The 23,506-nt window shown below is 56.8% G+C and carries 20 protein-coding genes; 7 read left to right on the top strand and 13 right to left on the bottom strand.

Annotated elements, in window-relative coordinates; translation table 11 throughout:
* Window positions 1-18: 18 nt before the first annotated feature.
* Genes ACWWD9_RS03555 through ACWWD9_RS03535 form a run of 5 tightly spaced genes read right to left on the bottom strand, consistent with a single transcriptional unit; the run spans window position 19 to window position 6,291 of the window.
* The gene (locus ACWWD9_RS03555; RefSeq protein ID WP_455867746.1) at window positions 19-354 is read right to left on the bottom strand and encodes a DUF3240 family protein; all 336 of its coding nucleotides are present in this window, start codon (window positions 352-354) and stop codon (window positions 19-21) included.
* A 12-nt stretch (window positions 355-366) separates the two neighbouring features.
* Window positions 367-3,432, bottom strand: coding sequence for an efflux RND transporter permease subunit (locus ACWWD9_RS03550; protein WP_455867745.1), 3,066 nt, complete (start codon window positions 3,430-3,432; stop codon window positions 367-369).
* Window positions 3,432-4,550: an efflux RND transporter periplasmic adaptor subunit gene (locus ACWWD9_RS03545; protein WP_455867744.1), complete on the bottom strand. Its 1,119-nt coding sequence runs from the start codon at window positions 4,548-4,550 to the stop codon at window positions 3,432-3,434. The genes ACWWD9_RS03550 and ACWWD9_RS03545 overlap by 1 nt, the downstream gene beginning before the upstream one ends.
* Window positions 4,547-5,836, bottom strand: a complete 1,290-nt coding sequence (locus ACWWD9_RS03540) for a TolC family protein (RefSeq protein WP_455867743.1) — start codon at window positions 5,834-5,836, stop codon at window positions 4,547-4,549. The genes ACWWD9_RS03545 and ACWWD9_RS03540 overlap by 4 nt, the downstream gene beginning before the upstream one ends.
* 56 nt (window positions 5,837-5,892) lie before the next feature.
* A complete protein-coding gene (locus ACWWD9_RS03535) occupies window positions 5,893-6,291 on the bottom strand; it encodes a hypothetical protein (RefSeq protein ID WP_455867742.1) in 399 nt (132 codons plus the stop codon).
* 327 nt (window positions 6,292-6,618) lie between these two features.
* Here ACWWD9_RS03535 and ACWWD9_RS03530 point away from each other — a divergent pair, with 327 nt between their 5' ends.
* The 3 genes from ACWWD9_RS03530 to ACWWD9_RS03520 are packed head-to-tail and all read left to right on the top strand — an operon-like array spanning window position 6,619 to window position 10,954.
* The gene (locus tag ACWWD9_RS03530) at window positions 6,619-7,998 is read left to right on the top strand and encodes a sensor histidine kinase (RefSeq protein WP_455867741.1); all 1,380 of its coding nucleotides are present in this window, start codon (window positions 6,619-6,621) and stop codon (window positions 7,996-7,998) included.
* Entirely contained in the window at window positions 7,991-8,437 is a 447-nt protein-coding gene (locus tag ACWWD9_RS03525) for a response regulator (protein ID WP_013442933.1), read from the top strand. Before ACWWD9_RS03530 ends, ACWWD9_RS03525 begins: the two co-directional genes overlap by 8 nt.
* Before the next feature lie 51 nt (window positions 8,438-8,488).
* A complete protein-coding gene (locus tag ACWWD9_RS03520; RefSeq protein WP_455867740.1) occupies window positions 8,489-10,954 on the top strand; it encodes an EAL domain-containing protein in 2,466 nt (821 codons plus the stop codon).
* A gap of 36 nt (window positions 10,955-10,990) precedes the next feature.
* On the opposite strand, the gene ACWWD9_RS03515 is transcribed toward ACWWD9_RS03520, so the two are convergent.
* Window positions 10,991-12,223 carry a PQQ-dependent sugar dehydrogenase gene (locus ACWWD9_RS03515; RefSeq protein ID WP_455867739.1) on the bottom strand — a complete coding sequence of 411 codons (1,233 nt, stop codon included), beginning with the start codon at window positions 12,221-12,223 and terminating at the stop codon, window positions 10,991-10,993.
* Between the two features lie 174 nt (window positions 12,224-12,397).
* On the opposite strand from ACWWD9_RS03515, the gene ACWWD9_RS03510 reads away from it, so the two are divergent.
* Window positions 12,398-13,573, top strand: a complete 1,176-nt coding sequence (locus ACWWD9_RS03510) for an HPP family protein (RefSeq protein ID WP_455868130.1) — start codon at window positions 12,398-12,400, stop codon at window positions 13,571-13,573.
* 78 nt (window positions 13,574-13,651) lie between these two features.
* Complete coding sequence (locus ACWWD9_RS03505; RefSeq protein WP_455867738.1) at window positions 13,652-14,476, top strand: ferritin-like domain-containing protein; 825 nt, start codon at window positions 13,652-13,654, stop codon at window positions 14,474-14,476.
* Window positions 14,477-14,559: 83 nt separating this feature from the next.
* On the opposite strand, the gene ACWWD9_RS03500 is transcribed toward ACWWD9_RS03505, so the two are convergent.
* Window positions 14,560-15,180 (bottom strand): TetR family transcriptional regulator, encoded by a 621-nt coding sequence (locus ACWWD9_RS03500; RefSeq protein ID WP_455867737.1) that lies wholly within the window; start codon window positions 15,178-15,180, stop codon window positions 14,560-14,562.
* A gap of 81 nt (window positions 15,181-15,261) precedes the next feature.
* On the opposite strand from ACWWD9_RS03500, the gene ACWWD9_RS03495 reads away from it, so the two are divergent.
* Window positions 15,262-15,990 carry a nitroreductase family protein gene (locus ACWWD9_RS03495; protein ID WP_455867736.1) on the top strand — a complete coding sequence of 243 codons (729 nt, stop codon included), beginning with the start codon at window positions 15,262-15,264 and terminating at the stop codon, window positions 15,988-15,990.
* A 102-nt stretch (window positions 15,991-16,092) separates the two neighbouring features.
* On the opposite strand, the gene ppsR is transcribed toward ACWWD9_RS03495, so the two are convergent.
* Both ppsR and ppsA read right to left on the bottom strand, forming a co-directional pair.
* A complete protein-coding gene (ppsR, locus tag ACWWD9_RS03490) occupies window positions 16,093-16,914 on the bottom strand; it encodes a posphoenolpyruvate synthetase regulatory kinase/phosphorylase PpsR (RefSeq protein ID WP_013442940.1) in 822 nt (273 codons plus the stop codon).
* Window positions 16,915-17,047: 133 nt separating this feature from the next.
* A complete protein-coding gene (gene ppsA / locus ACWWD9_RS03485) occupies window positions 17,048-19,417 on the bottom strand; it encodes a phosphoenolpyruvate synthase (protein WP_013442941.1) in 2,370 nt (789 codons plus the stop codon).
* Window positions 19,418-19,984: 567 nt separating this feature from the next.
* Between ppsA and ACWWD9_RS03480 the strand changes: the two genes are divergently transcribed.
* On the top strand, window positions 19,985-20,221 hold the full coding sequence (locus ACWWD9_RS03480) for a hypothetical protein (RefSeq protein WP_013442942.1): 237 nt from the start codon (window positions 19,985-19,987) through the stop codon (window positions 20,219-20,221).
* Window positions 20,222-20,224: 3 nt separating this feature from the next.
* Here the strand turns inward: ACWWD9_RS03480 and ACWWD9_RS03475 are convergent, their stop codons facing one another.
* The 4 genes from ACWWD9_RS03475 to ACWWD9_RS03460 all read right to left on the bottom strand — a co-directional run bounded on the left by ACWWD9_RS03475 (window position 20,225) and on the right by ACWWD9_RS03460 (window position 23,470).
* On the bottom strand, window positions 20,225-21,259 hold the full coding sequence (locus tag ACWWD9_RS03475; protein ID WP_013442943.1) for a DUF481 domain-containing protein: 1,035 nt from the start codon (window positions 21,257-21,259) through the stop codon (window positions 20,225-20,227).
* A 222-nt stretch (window positions 21,260-21,481) separates the two neighbouring features.
* Complete coding sequence (locus ACWWD9_RS03470; protein ID WP_455867735.1) at window positions 21,482-22,261, bottom strand: TIGR01458 family HAD-type hydrolase; 780 nt, start codon at window positions 22,259-22,261, stop codon at window positions 21,482-21,484.
* A 57-nt stretch (window positions 22,262-22,318) separates the two neighbouring features.
* Window positions 22,319-22,951, bottom strand: coding sequence for a phosphatase PAP2 family protein (locus ACWWD9_RS03465; protein ID WP_455867734.1), 633 nt, complete (start codon window positions 22,949-22,951; stop codon window positions 22,319-22,321).
* 210 nt (window positions 22,952-23,161) lie between these two features.
* On the bottom strand, window positions 23,162-23,470 hold the full coding sequence (locus ACWWD9_RS03460) for a BON domain-containing protein (protein ID WP_013442946.1): 309 nt from the start codon (window positions 23,468-23,470) through the stop codon (window positions 23,162-23,164).
* Window positions 23,471-23,506: the final 36 nt, after the last annotated feature.

Below are 23,506 nucleotides of genomic sequence, written 5' to 3'. Positions count from 1 at the left end.
AGCATCAACCCTGCCAGCTTAATCGCGCTGCGTAGCAGGCGTGTATTGCCCGGCCAGCAACAGCGGCAACACGCGGTATTCCACGGGGAAAGACACCGCGCCCTGCCCCAGCCCGGCGGCGAGCGCTTGCAGATCGGCAGCCTCGGCCTGCACGCTAAAGAGGCAGCGCCGCGTAGTGCCCAGCACTTGCTCGCGCAGGGAAAGCCCACCTTCGGGCTGACCATGCAGGCTGATCATCTGGCTGCTGAAGCGCACGCCGGGGAGCGTCTGGATCAGGTAATCCACCATCTGCTCTTCGTGCTCGGGCTGTACGCTTACTTGCAGCACAGCCATGGTTGTCGTCGACTCTTGCATTGTTGTTTTTCCTTATTTGGCATGCGCAAAGCGCTGGTAAAGCATGGGCAGAAGAATGAGCGTGAGCACCGTGGAGGTAAACAAGCCGCCGATCACCACAATCGCCAGCGGGCGTTGAATCTCGGAGCCGGGGCCGGTGGCAAACAGCAAGGGCAGCAGACCAAAGGCGGCAATGCAGGCCGTCATCAGCACCGGCCGCAGCCGACGCTTGGCGCCTTCGGTCACTACCTCCAGCATGGGCAGGCCTTGCGCGTGCAACTGGTTGAAATACGACATCATCACTACCCCATTAAGCACGGCAATGCCCAGCAATGCAATGAAACCCACCGAAGCAGGCACCGACAGGTACTCGCCCGACAGCCACAAGGCAAACACGCCGCCTATCATGGCAAACGGGATATTGCACAGAATGAGCGTGGCCTGCCGCACCGAATGGAAGGTGGCGAACAGGATGAGGAAGATCATGGCAATGGCCGCAGGCACCACAATCGCCAGCCGCGCGGCGGCCCGCTGCTGGTTTTCAAACTGGCCGCCCCAGGTCATGGAGTAGCCTTCGGGCAGCTGCACCTCTTTTTGCACGCGGGCTTTGGCTTCTTCCACAAAACCCACCAGATCGCGACCACGCACATTGCTGGTGACGATCACCATGCGGGCGCCGCGCTGGCGGTCTATCTTCACCGGGCCTTCCACCCGCTCCAGCTTGGCGACGGCAGATAGCGGAATGTTGCGGCCATTGGGCAATGTCAGCATCAGGTTGCCAAAGTCAGCGGCGGACTGGCGCAGGCTCTCGCCACCGCGCACCAGCAAGGGCGTGCGGCGCTGGCCTTCCTGCACCACGGAGAGCACCTTGCCTTCGAGCTGCGCCCGCAGGATGGATTCGATCTCGGTCATGTTGAAGCCCATGCGCCCTGCCGCCAGCCTATCAATGGCAATGCGCATGTATTGCACACCGCTGTTTTGCGGGGTGTAGACATCCTGGCTGCCGGGGATGCCCTGCAGGATATGCACCAGTTGCTGCGCTTTCTGGTCCAGCACATCCAGATCATTGCCAAAAATCTTGATGGCGAGATCGCCGCGCACGCCGAGGATCATTTCATTCACGCGCATATCAATCGGCTGGGTGAAGCTGTAGGCCAGGCCGGGCAGCTCTTCCATGACCTTGCGCAGGTCGTTGATCAGGGCAGCCTTATCCGGCTGGCGCCATTCGGATTGCGGCTTGAGGATGAGGAAGTTATCGGTCTGGTTCAGGCCCATGGGGTCCAGCCCCAGCTCATCGGCCCCGGTGCGCGAATAGATTTCCTTCACCTCCGGCACATTCTGCAAAATGGCGCGCTGCACATTCATGTCGGTGGTCAGACTTTGCTGCAAATTGATCGAGGGCAGCTTTTCCACACCGACAATAATGTCGCCTTCATCCAGCGTCGGCATGAAAATCTTGCCTATCTGCAGATACACCACCACTGTCAGCCCCAAGGCAACAAACGCAGCAATGACAAGGGCTCGGCCGTGAGCAAGCGCCCACCTCAGCGCCGGCTCATACAGCGCCAGCGCTTTGCGCACCACCCAGGGTTCTCCGTGGGGCATCTTGCGCAGCAGAAAAGACGCCAGCACCGGAATCACCGTCAGCGACAGCAGCAGCGAGGCGGAAAGCGCAAACACAATGGTCATCGCCACCGGGCGAAACAGCTTGCCTTCGAGCCCTTCCAGCGTCAGCAATGGCAGGAATACCGTGATGATAATAAGCACGCCCGCCGCCACCGGCACGCTGACTTCGCGCACCGCACGGTAGATGAGATGCAGACGTGGCAAGCCGGCGCCACGCTTGTTATCGGCCAGATGCGAGGCGATGTTTTCCACCACCACCACGGCGGCATCCACCAGCATGCCGATGGCGATAGACAGCCCGCCCAGACTCATGAGATTGGCCGAGAGGCCAAACTCCTGCATGAGCAAAAACGTGGATAAAGCCGCCAGCGGCAGGATCAGCGCCACGGTAAGCGCGGCCCGCAGATTGCCGAGGAACAGCAGCAGCAACACCAGCACCAGCACAATGGCTTCCACCAGCGCCTTGGACACGGTGTACACCGCCCTGTCGACCAGGCTGCTGCGGTCATAAAACACATGAATGCTGACGCCCTTGGGCAAGGTCGGCTGCATCTCGGCCAGCTTGGCCTTGATGCCGCTCACCACCTGGCGTGCATTGGCGCCGCGCAAGCCCAGCACCAGGCCTTCGACCACTTCTTCCCTGGCGTTGCTGGTCACCGCGCCATAGCGGGTCAATGCGCCTAGCTGGATGGCGGCGACGTCGGCCACCCGCACCGGAATGCCGTCTTCGGTGCGGATCACGGTGTTCTGCACGTCTTCCAGCGTCTTGAGGCGGCCTTCGGCGCGCACCAGCAACGATTCCTCGCCATCATTCAGGCGACCAGCACCGTCGTTGTTGTTGTTTTCGATCAGGGCATTTTGCAGCGCATCGAGCGTCACACCGCGCGCATACATGCGCGAGTTATCGGGAATAATCTCGAAACTGCGCACCAGGCCACCCAGCGAATTCACATCCGCCACGCCCTGCACCGTGCGCAGCTGCGGCCGTATCACCCAGTCGAGCAGACTGCGGCGCTCTGCCAGGCTGAGATGGGGCGCTTCCACCGTGAACATGAACATCTCGCCCAGCGGCGTGGTCATGGGCGCCACGCCACCCGACGCATCTGGCGGCAGATTGGGCAGCACGGCGCTCAGCCGCTCATTGACCTGCTGGCGCGCCCAGTAGATATCGGTGCCCTCGGCAAAGTCGATGGTGATATCGGTGAGCGCGTACTTCGCCACCGAGCGCAGCATGGTCTGCCTGGGCAAGCCCAGCATTTCCACTTCAATCGGCGCGGTGATACGGGCTTCCACCTCTTCAGGCGTCATGCCCGGCGCCTTCATGATGATCTTCACCTGGGTGGATGAGACATCCGGAAAGGCATCAATCGGCAGTTGTTGAAACGCCTGCACCCCGGCAAAGGAGAGCATGGCGGTAAGGACCAGCATCAATACGCGCTGGGTCAGGGATAAGCGGATCAGGGCTGCCAGCATCACTCAGCTCCCAGTCCCAGCCAGCGCCCCTTGATGGCGGCTTGCCCGCTGACGGCAACTTGCTCCTTGCCGGTGAAGTCGCCATTGATGACGACTTCTTCAAATTGCTCGGATACCACTTCCACCGGCATGGCGCGGAAGCCCTGCGCGGTTTTTACAAACACATAGGTCTTGCCATCATGGCGGGCAATGGCCGGGCGCGGCACGCTGAAATGCGTGCTGGTACCCAGCCCGCCAATTTCCGCCTCCACAAACTGGCCGGGGGCCAGTTTCTCTGTGCCAGTGGTAATGGTGGCGCGCAAATGCACCGTCTGGTCGTTCTTGTTCACGCTGCGCACGATGTGGATCAGCTTGCCGCTGGCGCCGTACTTGGGCACGCTCACCGGCATGCCAACACTGACATAGGGCAGCACTTCCAAAGGCGCGCTGATCTCCAGCCAGAGCGGATGCAGGCGGCCGATACGGTATATCGGCGCCGACAGATCCACGCGCTGGCCAACGGCGGCGAGTTGCTCCAGCACCTGCCCGGCGGCCGGGGCGGTGAGCGTGATGCCACTCGTCATGCGGCCGGACTTTTCCAGCTGGGCAATCCCACCTGCGCCCATGCCTGCCAGCTGCAAGGCCTGCTTGCGCTGGTTAAGCAGCGCGCTCAGTTCTTCCTGCCCGCTTTGCGTGGTCTGGAAACGGCGCTTGGCGATAATGCCATCCTGATAAAGCTCCTGATCGCGCTTGAGGTTGTTTTGCGCCAGGCGATATTGCGTGAGTGCCTGCAGGTAATCGCGCTGCAGGGCGATCAGCTCGGGGCTGCTGATATGCGCCAGCGGCTGCCCGGCTTTGACATCCTCACCCGCGGCCACATACAGGGTATCCACCAGGCCGGATTGCGGGGCGGAGACCATGCGCTCCTGCCCGATGGGAATCATGATTTCGGCAGGCAGGCGATGGCTGCTGACGGGGGTATTACGCCCCAGGGCGGCGACGCGGATGCCCAGCGTGTTTTGTTGTGTTTCGGTAAAGGCGATATCCGCCGCTTGCGCCCACTGGCTGGGCAACAAGCCCAGCATCAGGGTGCATATCCACATGGTCTGTTTCATGGTGTTCTTAATAGTGTTCTTCATGGTAATACTCCAACCGCCTGGTTATATCGGGCAATGTCCCATTGCAGCTGTATGCGCCGGGTAGTGAGTGCGCGCTCGGCCTCGTAGGCCAGCGCCTGTATGCGCATGAGGCCGACCAGATCGGTCTCGCCGAGCTGGAATGCCTTGTTGGCAAGGCGCAGGTTTTCCTGGGCCAGCGCCTGCTGCCGCGTGACCATCTCCAGCTCGGCCCGGCTAACCGTGAGGTTGTGCTCGGCTTCGTGCATGGCGGTTTCGAGTTGATAGATCAGGCTGTCGCGGGCACTCTGGGCGCGGCCGACTTCCATCTCGGCGGCAGCCTCAATGGGGGCCGCGCGTACCGGGCTATCGAGCGGGATGCGCAGCTTGAGGCCTATGCTGTCGTTAAAGGCGTTTTCAAACGGGCCGCGCTGGCTGCGGGCATTCAGGATCACTTGCGGATTTTCACGCCGCTCCAGCCGGGCCAGCTCGCGCGCCTGCTGGGTGAGGCCCAGCCGTGACATGGCTTCGCGGTAGTAGGGATGCTGCTCGCTGTAATCTTCCTGCGCAGACTGCGCTTCATCCAGCTGCTGCGGCATGGTGTGCAAGCCGGTGAGTATGATGTAACGATGCCGCGCATGCATGAGCTCGGCCTCGGCGCGCAAGCGGCCAGTCTCGGCAATGATGCGCTCGTTCTGCGCCAGCATGAGGTCGGTCTTGGCGAGTTCGCCCGCCTCAAAGCGCCGCTGCACATCGTGCTCCAGCGCCATGGCGGTGTTCAAGCGCAGGTCGGCCAGCTCCAGGGCATTGGCATTCATGCGGATGTCCCAGATGGCCTCGCGCACATAGCCTGCCACCTGCAACTTGAGGCTGTCGCGGCTGGCAGCGAGGTCTTCATCGGCAGCATCGGCCACATGTTTGCGGGCATTGCGCTGGCCCTGCAGCCAGACTGGCAACTCAAGCTCTGCCTGCCAGTCGCGCTCACCGCGGCCACTGCCGACGGCGTCGTTCTGCGCGCTCATGCCAACGGCAGGTGCCTGTGGCAGAAACGATGTTGCCACGGTGCGGCGCGCGCGCACTTCGGCCATGCGGGCTGCCAATATCGGCTGGGTGGGGTTACGGGCATACGCTTTTTCGACCACGTCATGCAGGCTCAAGGCCGCATCGGGGTCGACAATATCGGTATGCTGGATTTCGGTATGCCCGGCATCCGCGGCCAAAGGCGCGGCCTGCACAATAGGGGCAACCAAGCTGCTTCCCATGCAGAAAATGCATAGGAAAGCACGCCCAAACAGGCGTTTCTGGTACATGTCATTCTCCTGAAGCTATCATCTGGCGCAGCGGTCGCTGCGTTCAAAGCAATAACTCAGGCGACAGGGGGCGCTCGGGAAAGATAAGGCGAATAAACCTGTGATCGACGGGCATGCTTGCCAAACACAGGCGGGAAAAGACGCTGAATGGCAGGCAATGCCAGCAGCAAGAGGAACACCAGCGCCATCATCGGCGCCTGGATCAGGAGATCCTGATCATTCTTGAGGCCATGCTCCACGGTCACGGTATGCAGGGCGGCATGGCCCATGCTGACATGGTCAGCGGCGCTATGCATCTCCGGCACATCAATATCCACCGCATGCATGTGCAGGCCGTGGCCCTGATCTTCTGCATTCAATTCCAGATGCCCATGAATGAACGGCGCAAAAACTTGCAACAGGGCAAGCCAGAGCACGATGACAACAGACATGGATTTGAATGGACGGCGCAACATGCGGCAAATCTACCAAATTCAGGGGGCACTGGCAAATGAAGTCTGCGTCACAAGGCCGTTTATTTTTTTATTAAAAAATAAAGACATACCCAACAGTATTCAGGATGGCAGCCGATACCTCCTGTAATACCGCAGGTTTTGCAGGAGGCCCCGGTCTGCCTGTACCCCTGCCATCGTGCCGGAAGTAGCCAGGCTATTTGCTGCCATTATTTTTATGGGTAGCACGCAGGCCGCAAGTTGGCTACTATGGCGCTTGTAACAAATCTTTACAATTGGCTTTACCGCATTAGAAACAGCGTTACCTCATTGCAGGGAGATTGTTTTGACATGAATCCGGTAATCAAGCAGTTGCTCACCCTGATCGGCATGATCGCCGCCATGATCCTGCTGGCGAGTATCGCCTATCTGTCCTACACCCGCACCGAACATTTTGTGATCAGCTCACGCTGGGTAGACCATACCTACACCGTGCTGATACAGCTGGATAAGGTCACGGCGGACATCAAGGAAGCCGAATCCAGCGAACGCGGCTACCTGCTGACCAATGACATGCATTTTTTCCGGCTGTATGAACAAGCCGCCCAGAAACTGCCTGCAGACATGAAAAAACTGCAAATGCTAACCGCCGACAACCCGGTGCAGCAACGTCAGGTAGCAGCATTCAATGCCCGCGTACAGGACAAGATCAACTCCATACACACCATTATTCATACACAGCGCGAAAGTGCACGCCTGGCAACAGACCCGATCTTTCTTGGCATGCTGGATAAAGGCAAAGAGATCATGCAGGACATCCGGATTCAGGCCATGAGCATCCTCAACACCGAGCAGGCCCTGCTCCGGCAGCGGCTCAAAGCCCTGGAAGACGAGGCAACTTCCACCCGCGAATGGATACTGGTAGGCAACATGCTGGCGGCCAGCATGCTGCTCTTGAGCTTCTGGCTATTGATCAAGGAAATCAGGAGCCGGGCACAGGCACAACGCAAAGCCGAGGCCACCGCTTCGCAGCTGGAAATCACCAACCGCGAGCTGGAGAGTTTCAGCTACTCCGTCTCGCATGACTTGCGGGCGCCCTTGCGCGCGATTGACGGTTACTCGCGCATGTTTGAGGAAGACTATAGCGACAAGCTGGATGCAGAAGGCCTGCGCTTGCTGTCGGTGGTGCGCACCAATAGCCGGAAAATGGGTCAACTGATTGACGACCTGCTGCAATTTGCCCGCTCGGGCCGCAAGCAGATTGAAGCAGAACCAATCAATATGTCGCCTCTCATCAACGAAGTGTGGCAGGAGGTGACGGCGGATCAGATGGCGCACAACACCCAGCTGGAATTGCAGCAGCTGCTGACGGTGCATGCAGACCGGGCCTTGATCCGGCAGGTGCTCATCAACCTGCTTTCCAATGCGGTGAAGTACAGCAAAACCAAGCCGGAACCCAGGGTGATTGTGCGCTCCACCCACAACCGCGACATGGTGACTTACGAAATCGAAGATAACGGTGTTGGCTTTGACATGCGGTATTACAACAAATTGTTTGGCGTCTTTCAGCGTTTGCATAACGCCGATGAATTTCCCGGAACCGGCGTGGGGCTTGCCATAGTGCAGCGCATTATCGTGCGGCACGGCGGTCAGGTCTGGGGCAAAAGTACCTTAGGCGAAGGTAGTGTGTTTGGATTCAGCTTACCCTGGAAGGAACCTCATCATGGATGATTTGCAACAAGTACAGATCCTGCTGGTCGAAGATAGCGAGACCGACGCCGAAATGACCCGACGCGCCCTCAAGAAAATCGGCCTGACCAATGAAATACTGTGGCTGAAAGACGGGCAGGAAGCACTGGATTATGTATTCCGGCAAGGGGCATTTGAACATCGCGTCAAGCACTCACCCAAGCTGATACTGCTGGACCTGAAAATGCCCAGGGTAGATGGCATCGAAGTATTGCAGCAGATCAAGAAATCCGAACAAACACGCATGATCCCGGTGGTGATGCTGACGTCCAGCGCTGAGGAACGCGATATCGTCAAAAGCTATGAGCTGGGCGTGAACAGTTATCTGGTCAAACCGGTGGAGTTTGACCAGTTTGTGGAGGAAGTGTCCAAAGTGGGTTGCTACTGGGCAATATTGAACAAGATCCCGCAATACCAGTAAGCGCTTGAAAACATGCCTGGGCCACAGAGTCCGGGCAAGAGGGGGAACCAAATGTTGCGTATCCTGATGGTGGAGGATAGTCCGACTGATGCCGAGCTCTCGCTGCGCGAGCTGAAGCGCGCCGGGATGACGTGCGAATTCATGCGGGTAGAAACCGAGCAGGATTTTCGCGACCAGATTCAGGATTACCACCCCCAACTCATTCTTTCCGACTACTCCCTGCCGCAGTTTGACGGCATGTCAGCGCTGCACATTGCGCGAGAATTGGCGCCGGAAATCCCCTTCATCTTTGTTTCCGGCACCATAGGCGAAGAAACCGCCATCCACTCCCTGAAAAATGGCGCCGCCGATTACATCATCAAGAACAATCTGAGCAGACTACCCAGTGCGGTGACCTCGGCGCTGGAGCGCGCAGAAGAAAAGCTCATGCACAAGCGCATGGAGCGCGAGCTTGAAAACAGCAACCGCCTGTTCCGTGTGTTCATGCAAAATCTGCCGGCGATTGCGTTCATCAAGGATCAGCAGGGTCAGTATATTTTTGCCAATGCCAGCACGGTGGATGCCCTGCAATTGCCGCATGAGGAGATCATAGGCAAGCACGACACCATGCTGTTTCCACCCCAGCTTGCGCAGGAAATGCGCGCGGCCGAACAACAGACGCTAGCCCAGGGTGAAGCCATACAGCATGTCCGCCAGTTTCCGCTGGCAGATGATGTCAAGCTGTGGCTGCTCACCACCTTCCCCGTGCAGGACATGGATGGCAATTTCAATCACATCGGTGGCATCGGCATCGACATTACCGAGCAACGCAAGGCGGAAGAAGCGCTGCTGTTGCGTAACCATGCGATTGAAGCCAGTGCCACGCCCATCCTGATCGTGGATGTGACGCAATCGGCCATGCCGCTGATCTATGTGAACCGGGCGTTTGAGCTGGTGACAGGCTATTCCTCGCAGGAAGCCGTCGGCCGCAATTGCCGCTTTTTGCAGGGGCATGACCGCGAACAACCCGAGCTGGAAAAGATACGCACGGCGATACGCGAGCGTTGTCCCGGTTATGCCATCCTGCGCAATTACCGCAAGGATGGCAGCCTGTTCTGGAACGAGCTGTATGTTGCGCCGGTGCCTGACCCCCATGGCGGCGAGCCGCGCTATTTTGTCGGTGTGCAAAAAGATATCACCGAGATCCGGCAATATCAGGAAGCGCTGGAACGGCAGGCGAATTACGATACGCTGACCGGGCTGGCCAACCGCAACCTGCTGAAGGAACGCATGCAGCAGGCCATCAGCGAAGCACGGCGGCATAACTGGACGTTTAGCGTGGCGTTTATCGACATTGATAACTTCAAGCGCGTGAACGACAGTATGGGCCACAGCGCGGGCGATGAGTTGATACGCCTCCTCGGGCAGCGCCTGCAATCCTGCCTGCGCGATGGCGATACCGTGGCGCGGCTGGGTGGCGATGAATTTGTCCTGCTGCTCACCAGCCAGTCGCTGGATGAAAGCATCCATACCGTGGTGCAACGCATACGCAACACCATCATCAACCCGTTCATCATTACCGGCAGGCAGCTCACCGTCACCTGCAGTATCGGGCTGGCCAACTTCCCGCATGACGGCCGCAATGCCGATACGCTGCTCTCGAATGCCGATAGCGCGATGTATCAGGCCAAAGCCAGTGGCAGCAATAATTTCCGCTTTTATGCCAAGGAAATGAATGCCGAGCTGGGCCACCGGCTGTCGCTGGAAAACGATTTGTGGCACGCGCTGGAAAACCAGCAACTGGTGCTGCATTACCAGCCGCAGGTCTGCATGCGCAACAGCCAGATCATCGGCATGGAAGCCCTGATACGCTGGCAGCACCCCAAGCTGGGCATGATCCCGCCGCTGCAGTTCATTCCGCTATCAGAGGATGATGGTCTGATTGTGCCAATCGGCATCTGGGTCATGGAAACCGCCGCGCATCAGAATCGCCAATTGCAGCTGGCAGGCTACCCGCCTATCCGGGTGGCGGTGAATCTCTCCGTGCGACAGCTGGAACAAAAGGATCTGGTGCACTGCATAGAAAAAACGCTGCAGCATTCCGGCCTGGACCCGCAATGCCTGGAGCTGGAGATTACCGAGAGCATGCTGATGCACAACATCGAGGAATCCATCATCACCTTGAACCGGATCAGCGACCTCGGGGTGCAATTGTCATTGGATGATTTTGGCACGGGCTATTCCAGCCTGTCTTACCTCAAGCGCCTGCCCATCAATCGGCTGAAGATAGACAAATCCTTCATCAATGACATCACCACCACGTATAACGATGCCATTATTGCGCGCTCCATCATCGCCCTGGCCCATAGTCTGGAGATACAGGTGATTGCCGAAGGTGTGGAATCCGCAGATCAATATGCCTTTTTGCTGGAGAATGGATGCGACGAGGTGCAAGGATATCTGCTGAGTCGCCCGCGGCCATTTGAAGAGATGGAAGCCCTGTTGCGCGATGGCGGCCGCTTGTTGCCAGCGTCGTGATCCTGACCGCCGCAGCGCCCGTGTGGACGCGACGGCTTATTCCGACATCAGTAACTGGTTGTGGTCTGTCTTGAGGTAAAAGCGGCCATCGGCATCAATCTTCACCACGCGTATGCGATACCCGCTCAACACCGGTTCGGCATACACCAGGCGGTGCCCTTCTTTTTTCATGTGGTACAGCGTGGTGGTCGCCATGCCTGCGACAAAAAAGCTGTTTTCCCAGTAGGCATTGCGGCCAGACTTGGGATAGCGCGCGATGGAGCCCACGCCTATGGAGGGCACAAAGGTAAAGATGGGCTTTTCGTAGCCTTCGTGGCCGTTATAGCTGTTGCCGTAATAATCGCCATTGCCATCGCGCTCATACATGGTGCCATAGCTCACCAGCGGCCAGCCATAGTTGGAGCCTTCGCGTATCAGGTTGATTTCATCGCCACCGCGCGGGCCGTGTTCGGTTTCCCATAAATCACCGGCTTCATGGTCAAAATACAAGCCACCGGAAGGCGAGCGCAGGCCGGAGGCATACAGGCTCACCGTGCCGGACTTGGTATTGATCTTCATCAGCTTGCCGAGCGAGGTAGACGTATCCTGCACGCCTTGCGGTTTGCCGAAATCGCCAATCGCCAGATAGACGATCTCGTCGCTCTCCCCCAGTGCCAGCTTGCCGCCCGCCTGCATGCCCAGAAAAGGCTCTTTAATGGCGGGATTACTGATAAAGATGTCGCGCTTGTAAACCAGGCGGCTATTGACGATATCGAGGGTAAATTCCGACACCGCGAGGCGCGCGCCATTCTGCATGTCGTCCCACACGATGTAGCTGACATAGAGAGAATTATTCACCCGCAGGCTGTCCTTGACGCCGGATGAGCCCTGGCAATACACCAGCGGCTTGGCGTCATCGTCGTCGTCATCGGATTTGCTCAGGCGCTGCGGCGATTGCGTGCGCTCGATGTCATTGTCATCCAGCGCGGTAAAGTAGGCCTCGCCACATTTGCTGATAAACAGAAAGCGCTTGTTGCCCAGAATCTCGAATGGCCCGGAGGGAAACTCGTCGTCAATTGGCAGGTTATACACGCGGAGGTTTTCGGTGCCGAACACCGAGCCTATTTTGGCATTCTGGTCCGGCAGGATTTCATCAATGCTGAGGCTTTCAAAGCCATCTTCAAATGGCCACCACTTCATGCGGTATTGATTGGCGCCCAGCATGAAGAGGCCGACCACCATCAGGATAAAGAGCAGAACTTTAATAATTTTTTTTCGGTTGATATGCATGCTTTCAATCGCCATGCGCAGCCAGCGCTGCCTGTGGCTTTATTTATTGTTGTTATTACCGACCACCCACTGCCGGCTTAGTTTCCTCAATGGCCGGATTTTACCGGTGTCATGCACCATTCTAGTGCCGCTACGGTTAAAATACGGCTTCCGCTTTTGGCCTTGCCTGATTTCATGAATGCCTTGATGCAGTTCATGCGGCGCTTTCGCCCGCAAACCAATATTGTCAGCCACAGCGAGCGCTTGCGGGCCTGCGGCGGCGCCCTGCTAGGGATATTGATCACCGCCAGCGTCAGCGCGCTGCTGGTTGATAATGCCAGCCTGCCCTTCCTCATGGCGCCTATAGGCGCATCGGCCGTCTTGCTTTATGCCGCCCCCGCCAGCCCGCTGGCGCAACCATGGTCCATCATGGGCGGCAATATGCTTTCGGCCATCGCCGGTGTTCTATGTGCCAGCTGGATACCCTCGCCATTGCTGGCAGCCGCGGCGGCGATTTTTCTGGCGATAGGGCTGATGTTTGCCATGCGCTGTTTGCATCCTCCCGGCGGCGCCGTTGCCTTGACGGCGGTCATCGGCGGCCCGGCCATCCACCAGCTGGGCTGGGGTTATGTGCTGATGCCAGTGGGCTTGAATTCATTGCTGTTGCTGATCGTCGCGCTAATCTACAACAATGCCACCCGGCGCCCTTACCCGCATGCCCAGCAGCTGGAGCCGGAACGTTCGCTGCATGAAACCCAGGATATTCCGCCACTGGCACGCATGGGCTTTACGCACGCCGACATGGATGCCGTGCTCAAGGATTACAACCAGGTGCTGGATATCAGCCGCGATGATCTGGAATCGTTATTCCTGCAGACCGAAATGCACGCGTACCGGCGCCGCTTTGGCGAAATACGCTGCCAGGACATCATGTCGCGCTCGCTGATCACCGTTGAGTTTGGCACCACGCTGGAAGAAGCCTGGCAACTGCTGCTGCGCCATCACCTGAAAGCCTTGCCGGTGCTCGACAAGGCACGGCGCGTGAGTGGGATTATTACCCAGGGCGACTTCATGCGGCAGGCGGACCTGGCTGGCTATCAAGGCATTGCCAGCAAGCTGAAACAGGTGGTGCAACGCATTCCCTTTACGCATACCGACAAACCGGAAGTGGTCGGCCAGATCATGACCAATCGCGTGATCACCGCCAGCACCGATATGCATATCGTGGAGCTGATCCCGCTGGTATCCGAACATAATCTGCACCATATCCCCGTGGTGGATCAGGAACGCCGCCTGGCTGGCATGATCAGCCAGTCTGACCTGATCGCCGGTCTCTATCGCGGCCGCCTTAACAGCATGGCGAGCGGATGATGCAAGCTGCAGACTTGCATGGTTTCCCAGCTGCTGAGGGATGGTTTACACTGCCCGCTACATCAAGCCCAGATCGCTATGCAAACTGAACTCCGACAAGCCGCCCTCGTCTGGCTGGCCGAACCCGACCCCAGCCGCAAAGTCGCAGGCGTCACCGACTTGCATAGGGCATATCAATGCGGGGAGGTTTTGCTGGATGGCACGGTAGACCTGAGGACGGCTACGCCCTCATCCGGGCTGTCGATTCCCGGCCGCCCACAGCAACCCGAGCTGGTGTCGCCGCTGGCCGTCAAGCGCCGCAATATGCGCACCGTGGAAGGCCGCGCCGCGCTGATACACGCGCTGGCCCATATTGAATTCAACGCCATCAACCTGGCACTGGATGTGATCTGGCGCTTTCCCGGCATGCCGGATGCCTTTTATGCCGACTGGCTGCAGGTGGCGCAGGAGGAAGCCCTGCACTTCAGGCTGTTGCAACAGCATCTGGTGACACTTGGCTACTGTTATGGTGATTTCACCGCCCACAACAGCCTGTGGGAAATGGCTACCCGCACCGAACACGACATCCTGGCACGCATCGCGCTGGTCCCGCGCACCATGGAAGCCCGCGGCCTGGATGCCTCACCGCCCCTGCGCGCCAAACTCGCCCAGGCTGGCGATATGGCCGCCGCCGCCATTCTGGATATTATCCTGCGCGATGAAATTGGCCATGTCGCCATAGGCAACCGCTGGTTCGGCTGGTTATGCGAACAAAGCAATCTCGAGCCTCTGGCAACCTATGCCGAATTGGCCGCCCGTTACAGCGCCCCGACGCTGCGCGGTCCCTTCAATATGGAAGCCCGACGCGCCGCAGGCTTTAGCGATGCCGAGCTGGAATCTCTGGTAGGGCAAGCTGCTGAATAAGCGGGATGGCTTCAGGCTAACCCGCCTTCATACTGCATTCGGCAATGAGTAACCTCTATTGCAAGCCACCTGAAGTATCCGTGCTATTTCTCCTGCCTGACTAAAAACCCTTCCGCCAAGGTCACCAGCTCGGTGACAAAATCTGCCTTATCCAGCAATGCCGGTTGTTCATTCGTAACCTGATGCACAATCGCCTGAATACTGATGCCCACCATATACGTAGCCAGCTCGGGATCAGGCACGTTTTTCATAAACGGCTGCAAGGCATTGATCATGTTTTTCAGCATTTCATTATTGCCATTGTCCGGGTCGCATTGGGATAAGGGCAACTCTTCTGCTATCGCCTTATGCACATCAGGAGCCTTGCGGTGCTCCTTTACCACCATGTCTACCACGATTTCTAACGCTGCCCTGAGCGTAGACTGCTGGCTCATGAGCAACATGGCATTGCGCACATCCTCATGCATGGAGGCGGCATGCCGACGCTGCAACTCGGCGATCACTGCCTGCTTGTTAGGAAAAAACTGATAGAGCGAAGCAATATTCACCCCCGCTCGCGCGGCAATGGCATTGGTATTCAATCCACCCCAACCAGATTCATTCAAAATGTAAGTTGAAGCTTGCATGATGGCATCCACCGTCGCACGGGAGCGCGCTTGTAGCGGCTGCTTTCTGGGCTTTGTAATGCGTTGGGATTTGACCATGGCAGTCCTCAAAGAATGTGAGTATGAATAATTAAAGTAATAACTTACTATTTTGATTCATTCAAACACAGAGACACGATTGTGACAACAACCGCTACCCCAACCAATTGGTCAGCTTTCCAGTTCATCAACCGGCAGCGAAGAGCCATTCGAAAATTCAGCGGATTATCAATTCCCGAACAAGATGTTCAGGAATTGCTAGCTGAGGCGGCGCTCGCTCCTTCGAGTGGAAATTTGCAGCCTTATCAATTGCATTGGATTCGTAGTCCCGCGCTGAAAGCCGAAATCGCATTGGCTTGCAATCAGCAGCAAGCGGCAGCTACCGCAGCAGACATTATCGTCATTTCCGCTAGTGCCGCCATCGCCAGGGATACCGCCAGTAAACAACTCAGTCATGTGGAGCTATCGAGTAAATTCAGCGCAAAATCAAAAACGTATTACCGAAAACAAATGAAGATGTTCAATAGGATTTTGGGCATAGGTGCTTCTGCATGGTGGACACCATTGGTGTATGCAGCCACGTTACTTCGTCCTTGTCTGGCTTTGTTACCGATAGGGAACATGGGCAGTCGACACTGGGCAGCCAGAAATGCGATTTTTGCGGCACAAACCATCCTGCTGGCGGCAGCTGCAAAAGGGATCGACTCTTGCCCCATGGAAGGGTTTTCTGCCGTCAAGATCGCCCAGAAATTAAATCTGCCCAAAGGCAGCGTTATTCCGATTGTGATTGCCTTGGGCTATCGGGCAGAAGATGCGCGCATTGAAATGCAGTGGCGACGTCAATTCAATGAAACCTTGATCACGCATTAAATGTGGAAAGGTTCTAGCACGTGCCTTAATGCAAAAACCCAAGCACAGAAGCCTGGGGTTTTATATTTTCCGCAACCGTGGCATGCATGGCATGCCAGGCTTTTAACCGTACTGACGAATCGGCACGCGGATCTTCTGCAGAATCACCGTGGCAAGCTCTTCAATCGAGCGATGTGTGGAGTCGATCCAGGTGACGCCGGCACGCTTCATCAGGTCTTCTGCCTTGGCAACTTCATCCCGGCAGTTGTCCAGCGAGGCGTAGAAGCTGTTGGGGCGGCGCTCGCTACGCACGGAGTGCAAACGCTCAGGGCTGATGCTGAGGCCGTAGAGTTTTTCCGGATAGTTTTCCAGCACGGCTGGCAGGCGCATGCGGTCAAAGTCTTCCGGAATCAGCGGGTAGTTGGCGGCCTTGATGCCAAACTGCATGGCGAGATAGAGGCTGGTAGGAGTTTTGCCACAGCGTGAAACGCCCACCAGTATAACTTCGGCTTCTTCCAGACCGGAGTTGGTCATGCCGTCGTCATGGCCCAGCGAGAAATTGATGGCATCAATACGGTTGTTATAGCCCTGGCTCGCTGCACCGTGGGTAATACCGACGCCTTGAGAAGGCTCCAGCCCCAGCTCGCTCGCCAGCGGATCAATAAAGGTACCAAACAAGTCGAGGAACATGGCGTCCACTTGTTTCAGCTTGGCGCGAAACTCAGGCTTCACCAGCGTCATGACGACAATCGGGCGCACGCCGTCTTCCACACTGGCTTCCTTGATGCGGTCAATGGCGACCTGAAGCTTGTCCAGCGTATCAATGAAGGGGAAGCGGAGCTGACGCAGTTTGACGGTAGGAAAGTGCGCCAGCAAATGGCCTATGGATTCAGCCGTAATACCGGTGTTGTCCGAAACAAAAAAAACGGAACGGTCATGGGTCATGATCAGGGCGCTCTGTAGATGGTCAAGTAAAAGGCCAGTATAGCGCTAGCCAACAGTAAAGGGCTGCCGCGGCAGCAGGAATATCAACAAAAAGGGCTGCCTCTCGGCAGCCCTTGGACTATAACACTAATTACTATTTGTTGGCGGCGGCCAGGCGCTGCCAGGTGGTCACGACGGTATCGGGGTTGAGCGATACCGACTGGATGCCTTCCTTGACCAGCCATTCAGCGAAGTCTGGATGGTCCGATGGGCCTTGGCCGCAGATACCGACATACTTGTTGAGGCGGTTGGCGGTGGAAATTGCCATCTTCAACAGTACCTTGACGGCATCGTTACGCTCGTCGAAACCGGCAGAGAAGAAGCCGGAATCGCGGTCCATGCCCAGGGTGAGCTGGGTCAGGTCGTTGGAGCCGATGGAGAAGCCATCAAACAACTCCAGGAACTGCTCGGCCAGCAAGGCGTTGGATGGGATTTCGCACATCATGATGAGGCGCAGGCCATTCACACCACGCTTGAGGCCATGGCTTTCCAGGATTTCGATCACGGCACGGGCTTCATCCAGCGTACGCACGAATGGCACCATCAGCTCGACGTTGGTCAGGCCGATTTCTTCGCGCACCTTGCGCATGGCGATACATTCCAGATCGAACGACTTGCGGAAATCGCCATCGATGTAACGCGACGCGCCACGGAAACCGATCATCGGGTTTTCTTCATCGGGCTCGTAGATATCACCACCGACCAGCTTCTTGTATTCGTTGGACTTGAAGTCCGACAAACGCACGATCACGGGCTTGGGGTAGAACGCAGAGGCGATGGTAGCCACACCTTCCACGACCTTCTCAATGTAGAAGTCGCGTGGGCTGGCATAGCCATTGGCACGGCGCTGTACTTCTGCCTTCATGTCGGCTGGCAGGGTGTCGATATTCAGAATGGCCTTGGGGTGAATGCCGATCATGTTGTTGATCACGAACTCAAGACGGGCCAGGCCAACACCGTCATTAGGTGTCTGCGCAAAGCTGAACGCCATGTCAGGGTTGCCCACGTTCATCATGATCTTGACCGGAGCCTTGCCCAGTGCAGCGGCTTCCTGGCTGGAAACTTCATAGTCCAGCGCGCCGGCATATACATAACCGGTTTCGCCTTCAGCACAGGAGACGGTGACGATGTCGCCATCTTTCAGCACATCGGTTGCATCCACGGAACCCACAATCGCGGGGATACCCAGTTCACGCGCGATGATCGCGGCGTGGCAGGTACGGCCTCCACGGTTGGTCACCAGGGCAGAAGCACGCTTCATCACCGGTTCCCAGTTCGGGTCTGTCATGTCAGCCACCAGCACGTCGCCGGGCTGCACGCTGTTCATTTCAGCCGGGTCGCGCACGATACGCACAGGGCCTACGCCCACTTTTTGCGTCACGGCACGGCCAGTCACGATTGGTGTGCTGCCATGCTTGATCTGGAAGGTCTCGATCACATTGCCGGTTTGCGACTTCACGGTTTCAGGGCGGGCCTGCAGGATGTACATCTTGCCATCCACGCCGTCCTTGCCCCATTCGATATCCATCGGGCGACCGTAGTGTTGCTCAATGATCACGGCATAGCGTGCCAGCTCCAGCACGTCTTCGTCGGTCAGGCAGTACTTGATGCTGAGGGCAGGGTCTACATCCTTGGTGACCGTGCTTTTGCCAGCCTGCTGCACATCGCCAAACACCATCTTGATGGCCTTGGAACCCAGCGTGCGACGCACGATGGCGGGACGACCTTGGGCCAGCAATGGCTTGTGTACATAGAATTCGTCAGGATTCACCGCACCTTGCACCACGGTTTCACCCAGGCCGTAAGAAGCGGTAATGAAGGCGACATCCTTGAAGCCGGATTCGGTATCAATGGTGAACATCACGCCAGCGGCGCCGATGTCACTGCGCACCATGCGCTGGATACCTGCGGACAAGGCTACATCAGCGTGCAGGAAGCCCTTGTGTACGCGGTAGGAAATCGCACGGTCGTTATACAGGGAAGCGAATACTTCCTTGATGGCGTGGAGGATATTGTCCAGGCCTTGAATATTGAGGAAAGTTTCTTGCTGACCGGCAAAGGAGGCGTCAGGCAAGTCTTCCGCGGTAGCCGAAGAACGCACAGCGAAAGTAACATTCTCACCGGAGGAAGCGGTTAATGTGGCGTAATGCTCGGCAATGGCGTCGTTCAAGGCTTTCGGGAAAGAGGCCTGCATGATCCATTCGCGGATCTTGCTGCCACAGGCTGCCAGTGCGGTCACATCTTCCACATCCAGCTTGTCGAGCTCGGCATTGATGCGATCTGCCAGACCATCTTGCGCCAGAAACTCGCGATAGGCATGGGCCGTAGTCGCGAAACCAGTAGGCACGCGAACCCCTTTTGAAGTCAGCTGGCTGATCATTTCCCCCAGCGAAGCATTCTTGCCCCCAACTTCAGGCACATCCGTATTTCGCAACTTTTCAAAAGCAATGACGTATTCCGACATATTTTCCTCATGCGTTCATAGCGTTTTTAAGGCGCGTATGAATTTCATAATTTCAAGGTTGAGTTAGCAAATGCATAAACACTGCTGACAGGCTTGTTAAAACTGGGCTTAAATTAATTGATATCACTATTGAGTGCACTGAACGCACAACCGCGAGAATATTGCCTTGAGCAGGCGACGTGTGACGAGCCGCTCCCCAGCTCATTCCCACATTCGACTAAATCATTTGTCCTGCCATAGTCCTTATCTATTCTTGACGGCAGACGCCAGCTACACAAGTGCAGCAAAACCATGCTGATTCAGATTGAAATAATACAGTAAAAACGGCTGAGTTCACCAGCCTAAAACGTATTTAGGCCGAAAGGACTAATCCATTCGCAAGCATTGTCTGGGGTTGGCGACAGCTGCTTGCAAATAGCAGCAGAAAGCCGGAGCACACGGTGTGACAGACGGCTCTGCGGCCGGAAAATTGTGCTGCTATAATTTGCCGCCCTTCCCTGGAGGAACCTCCAGCGGCCGGGTGCATCCAAACTTGCCCCTTGATGTTGATTAGCGCGAAGGACGCTCATGATACTGATATTTCTGGTCCTACTGCTCGCCCTGTTGCCGCTGGTACTCACCACCTCGTTTCCCCATCTGGTGGTCGTGAGCATATACAGTGGGCTGGCGCACCTGCTCGCCTTCGGCTGGGCCATCATGATCATCATCATTCTCCTGCGCCGCCGCCGTATCCGCGAATGGCGCGAGGCGCGCAAGCTACGCAAGCAGGCGCGCGCCCAGCAAAAGAAAACACCATCCAACTAAGCCTTACCAGGCGTAGCCCGCGCTGAACAACAGGGTGGAATCAATCTCCTTGCGGCCTGGTGTCGGGCTTCCATCCCAGGTGACATTCCACTGGGTGGAGGCATTCAAGCGCTCGGTAAGCGGGAACCGGAAGCCGGTTTTGGCATAAATCAGCATATCGCGCGTATCTTCCAGGCTCATGAGCGCCTCGTGCTCATGGAAAAACTGGGTAAATCCATTCAGCAGTTTCTGGTCGTATTTCACCGCCCAGCGCAATGCCGCATAGTTTTTGTCAGGGTCGGTGTAATGACGCTCGCTCACATAGGCCAAACCGCCTTCAAGCGACAGATTGAGGTTGGGCGATTCATACATCTGGTAACCCGATCCGCCGCCAATGGTCGTCAGCAATTGCAGGTCACGAAACCTGTCCTGCTCCAGTGACGTCACGCCGTAGGCATACCAGCGCCGACTCCAGAAATGGTCGTACTTGGCGTAGCCACGGCTATTGAATTGCGTGCTGTTGCCTCTATCCTCTGCCCGGTTGAAGATGGCCCCGGCGGTATACCGATTCTGCAGCGTACGAATGATGGTTTCCGTATCCAGCCGCAAGGCCTGGGTTTCGGAGTTGCCCTGCGTCCAGGTGCCGCCAACATTGATACGCCCGGTCCATTTGTAGCCGCCGCGCACCAGTTCGGGCGAAGGGTTGATGTAGCGCAGCTCTGCCAGCTCAATATCGCGGTATTGCTCATTCTCAAGCTTGATCCAGGCACGGCCGTCTTCCACGTCATCCAGACTTACAAACGCGCCTTCCACGCGCTCTTTGTCATTCAGCACGATATCCAGCGCTTTGGCAGAGTCCAGGCTGGCAATTTCCGCCCACACGACTTTGATCACCCCTGCATAGGCGGTTCTGAACTCGACGGCATCGCCTTCTTTTTTCAGCACCTCGCCGGTCAATATATCGCCATTTTTGAGGCGCAACTGATCCGCCGCCGCATGGCATGACAGCCCGATGAGAGACGCCGCCACCATGGCTTTTGCATAAGCAGTTACCTGCATGTAGTTCCTCCTGATGTTATTGCTTGATGTCGACATGCCTGCAGGCAGTGACTTTATTAAAGTTCGCTCGCGCGCCCACACGGGGAGCCTTGAAACCGACATTGATTAGTGAGTTAGCAGAACGGCACGCTTGCCGGGCTTCTTATTCAAGATGACTGCATAAGGCTGAAAAAATTCGCTGACCCCGGCATGCGGGGTCGGCAAATGGCGACAATCGTGCCACTAAATCCCCAGCAAATCGGGAAACTCGCGTATGGATGGAATCACCCGATCCGGGTGAATAGTGGAGGCATCACAGTATGCCTGACGATACTTGCCGGTCTGCACCAGCACCCCATGCAGACCTGCCTGCTGGGCACCGCCAATGTCGGCATCAATGTCATCGCCGATCAGCACGGCATCGCATGCCGCCACACTCATACTGATCAGCGCCATGGCAAAAAAATCCGCCGAGGGCTTGCCCATCAGCGTGGTCTGCGCGCCACTTGCATACTCCAGACCGGTGATAAAAGCGCCAATATCCATTTGCAAGCCATGCTCGGTTTGCCAGTAGCGGTTCTTGTGGATGGCAATCAGCTTGGCGCCACGCATCAGACAGTTGAACACCTCATTCAGCAGCCGGTATGACCAGGCATCGCCAATATCGCCAATCACAATGAATTCGGCATCGGTATCTGACTGGCGAAAATCGGCAAAATCCTGCATCACGTCTTCCGCCAGCAGGAACCGGCAGACCGGGTCACCTTGCCGCATCAGATATAAACGCGCGGCCTGGGTGGCACTGATGATTTCCTCTGTTTCCACCGCAAAGCCCAGACTGCCCAATTTTGCCTGCAATGAAGCCAGCGACAGCGTGCTGGTATTGGTAACGAACCGGCACGGCAAACCGGCATTGCGGATGCGGTCTACTGCATCAATCGCGCCCTCTACCGGCTTGCCGCCGATATAGAGCACACCGTCGAGATCAAACAGCACGCCCTTGATGGCATTTAGCGGCTCCATGATGACTCCTTTCTGCATACGGATAACACTTGCATGCAAGCATCAACGATGCCAACTCTATCCACGTTTACGTTCCTTCAACACGGCCCAGCGGGTAGCCCAATACACCAGCATGCCGATATAAGTACCGGCGATTACATCGCTCACATAATGATAGTTGGTAGCCACCAGCGCCACTGCCAGGAGTGTCATGCCAGCCAGATACCACCGGCGCCAGCGTGGATAAAACTGCCACAGCGCCATGAACACCGTCATGAACACCACCATGTGACCTGACGGAAAAGCGTCGTACCAACGCTTGCCCACCTGAAACCAGTGCGCCTGATGAGCCTCGGGATTGGACAACCAAAAGCGAACTCCGATACGACCAAACATGAGCTTGAGCACATGCTTGGCGAGGAACGCCATCGGCAGCACCACACCGATCAAAAGAAAAAAGTCACGCCTTGGGCTACGCTCGCCCAGCCTGCGCAAGTAGAAATAGAAGGAAAGACTGAAAGTAGAGCCGATCAGCACCACCCAGAACAGATGGCTGGGAAGGTTATTGGTATAGTCATGAAACGGGGCATAGCTCAGCAAATGCGCCTTGATCCACAAGGCCGCTGGCGCATCCACAAAAAAAATCGCCAGCAGGCTCAATACGGTTACCAGCAGCATGAGGCCCAGGCTACGCATAGATCGCCACGCCATATATCCTGACCTCATCTGCCACCAAGCACTCAAAAAATATCCTGACCATGCCTGAAGTTTAGACTAGCGACACCCACGCGTCGATGATCCAGCGCCGACGGGACCAGATTTGCTTTTATCTCGCGCGCAGACGGCCATGAAAAAAGGCCGACATTGCTGTCAGCCTTTTTCCGGTGGCCGGTAAAACCGGCAACCCGTTATCGCGAGAAATTACTCAGCGACAACAATTTCATTCTTGACGGCGGTCACGCCTTTGACGCCCTTGGCGAGCAACACTGCTTTTTCAGCTTCTTTCTTGGTTTTTGCAGTGCCGGACAATTCGACCAGGCCATTACTGTCAGTTTCAACCTTGATATCACTGGCACTTACCAGTTTATCCTTGGCAAACGCAGCCTTCACCTTCGTTGTGATCACGGTATCGCTCAACTTGGTGGAAACGGCATCACCGTCTGCAGCAAAGCCACTCAAAGGCATTGCCAGAGCACTTACCAACAGCAGAGCTTTAAAATTCGTTTTCATATCGTTTCCTTATAATGGGTTGTTGTTGAAGACGAA

This window comes from Methylovorus sp. SPW-M1 (genome assembly GCF_053848825.1).
This window is presented reverse-complemented; position numbering and strand designations above follow the sequence as displayed.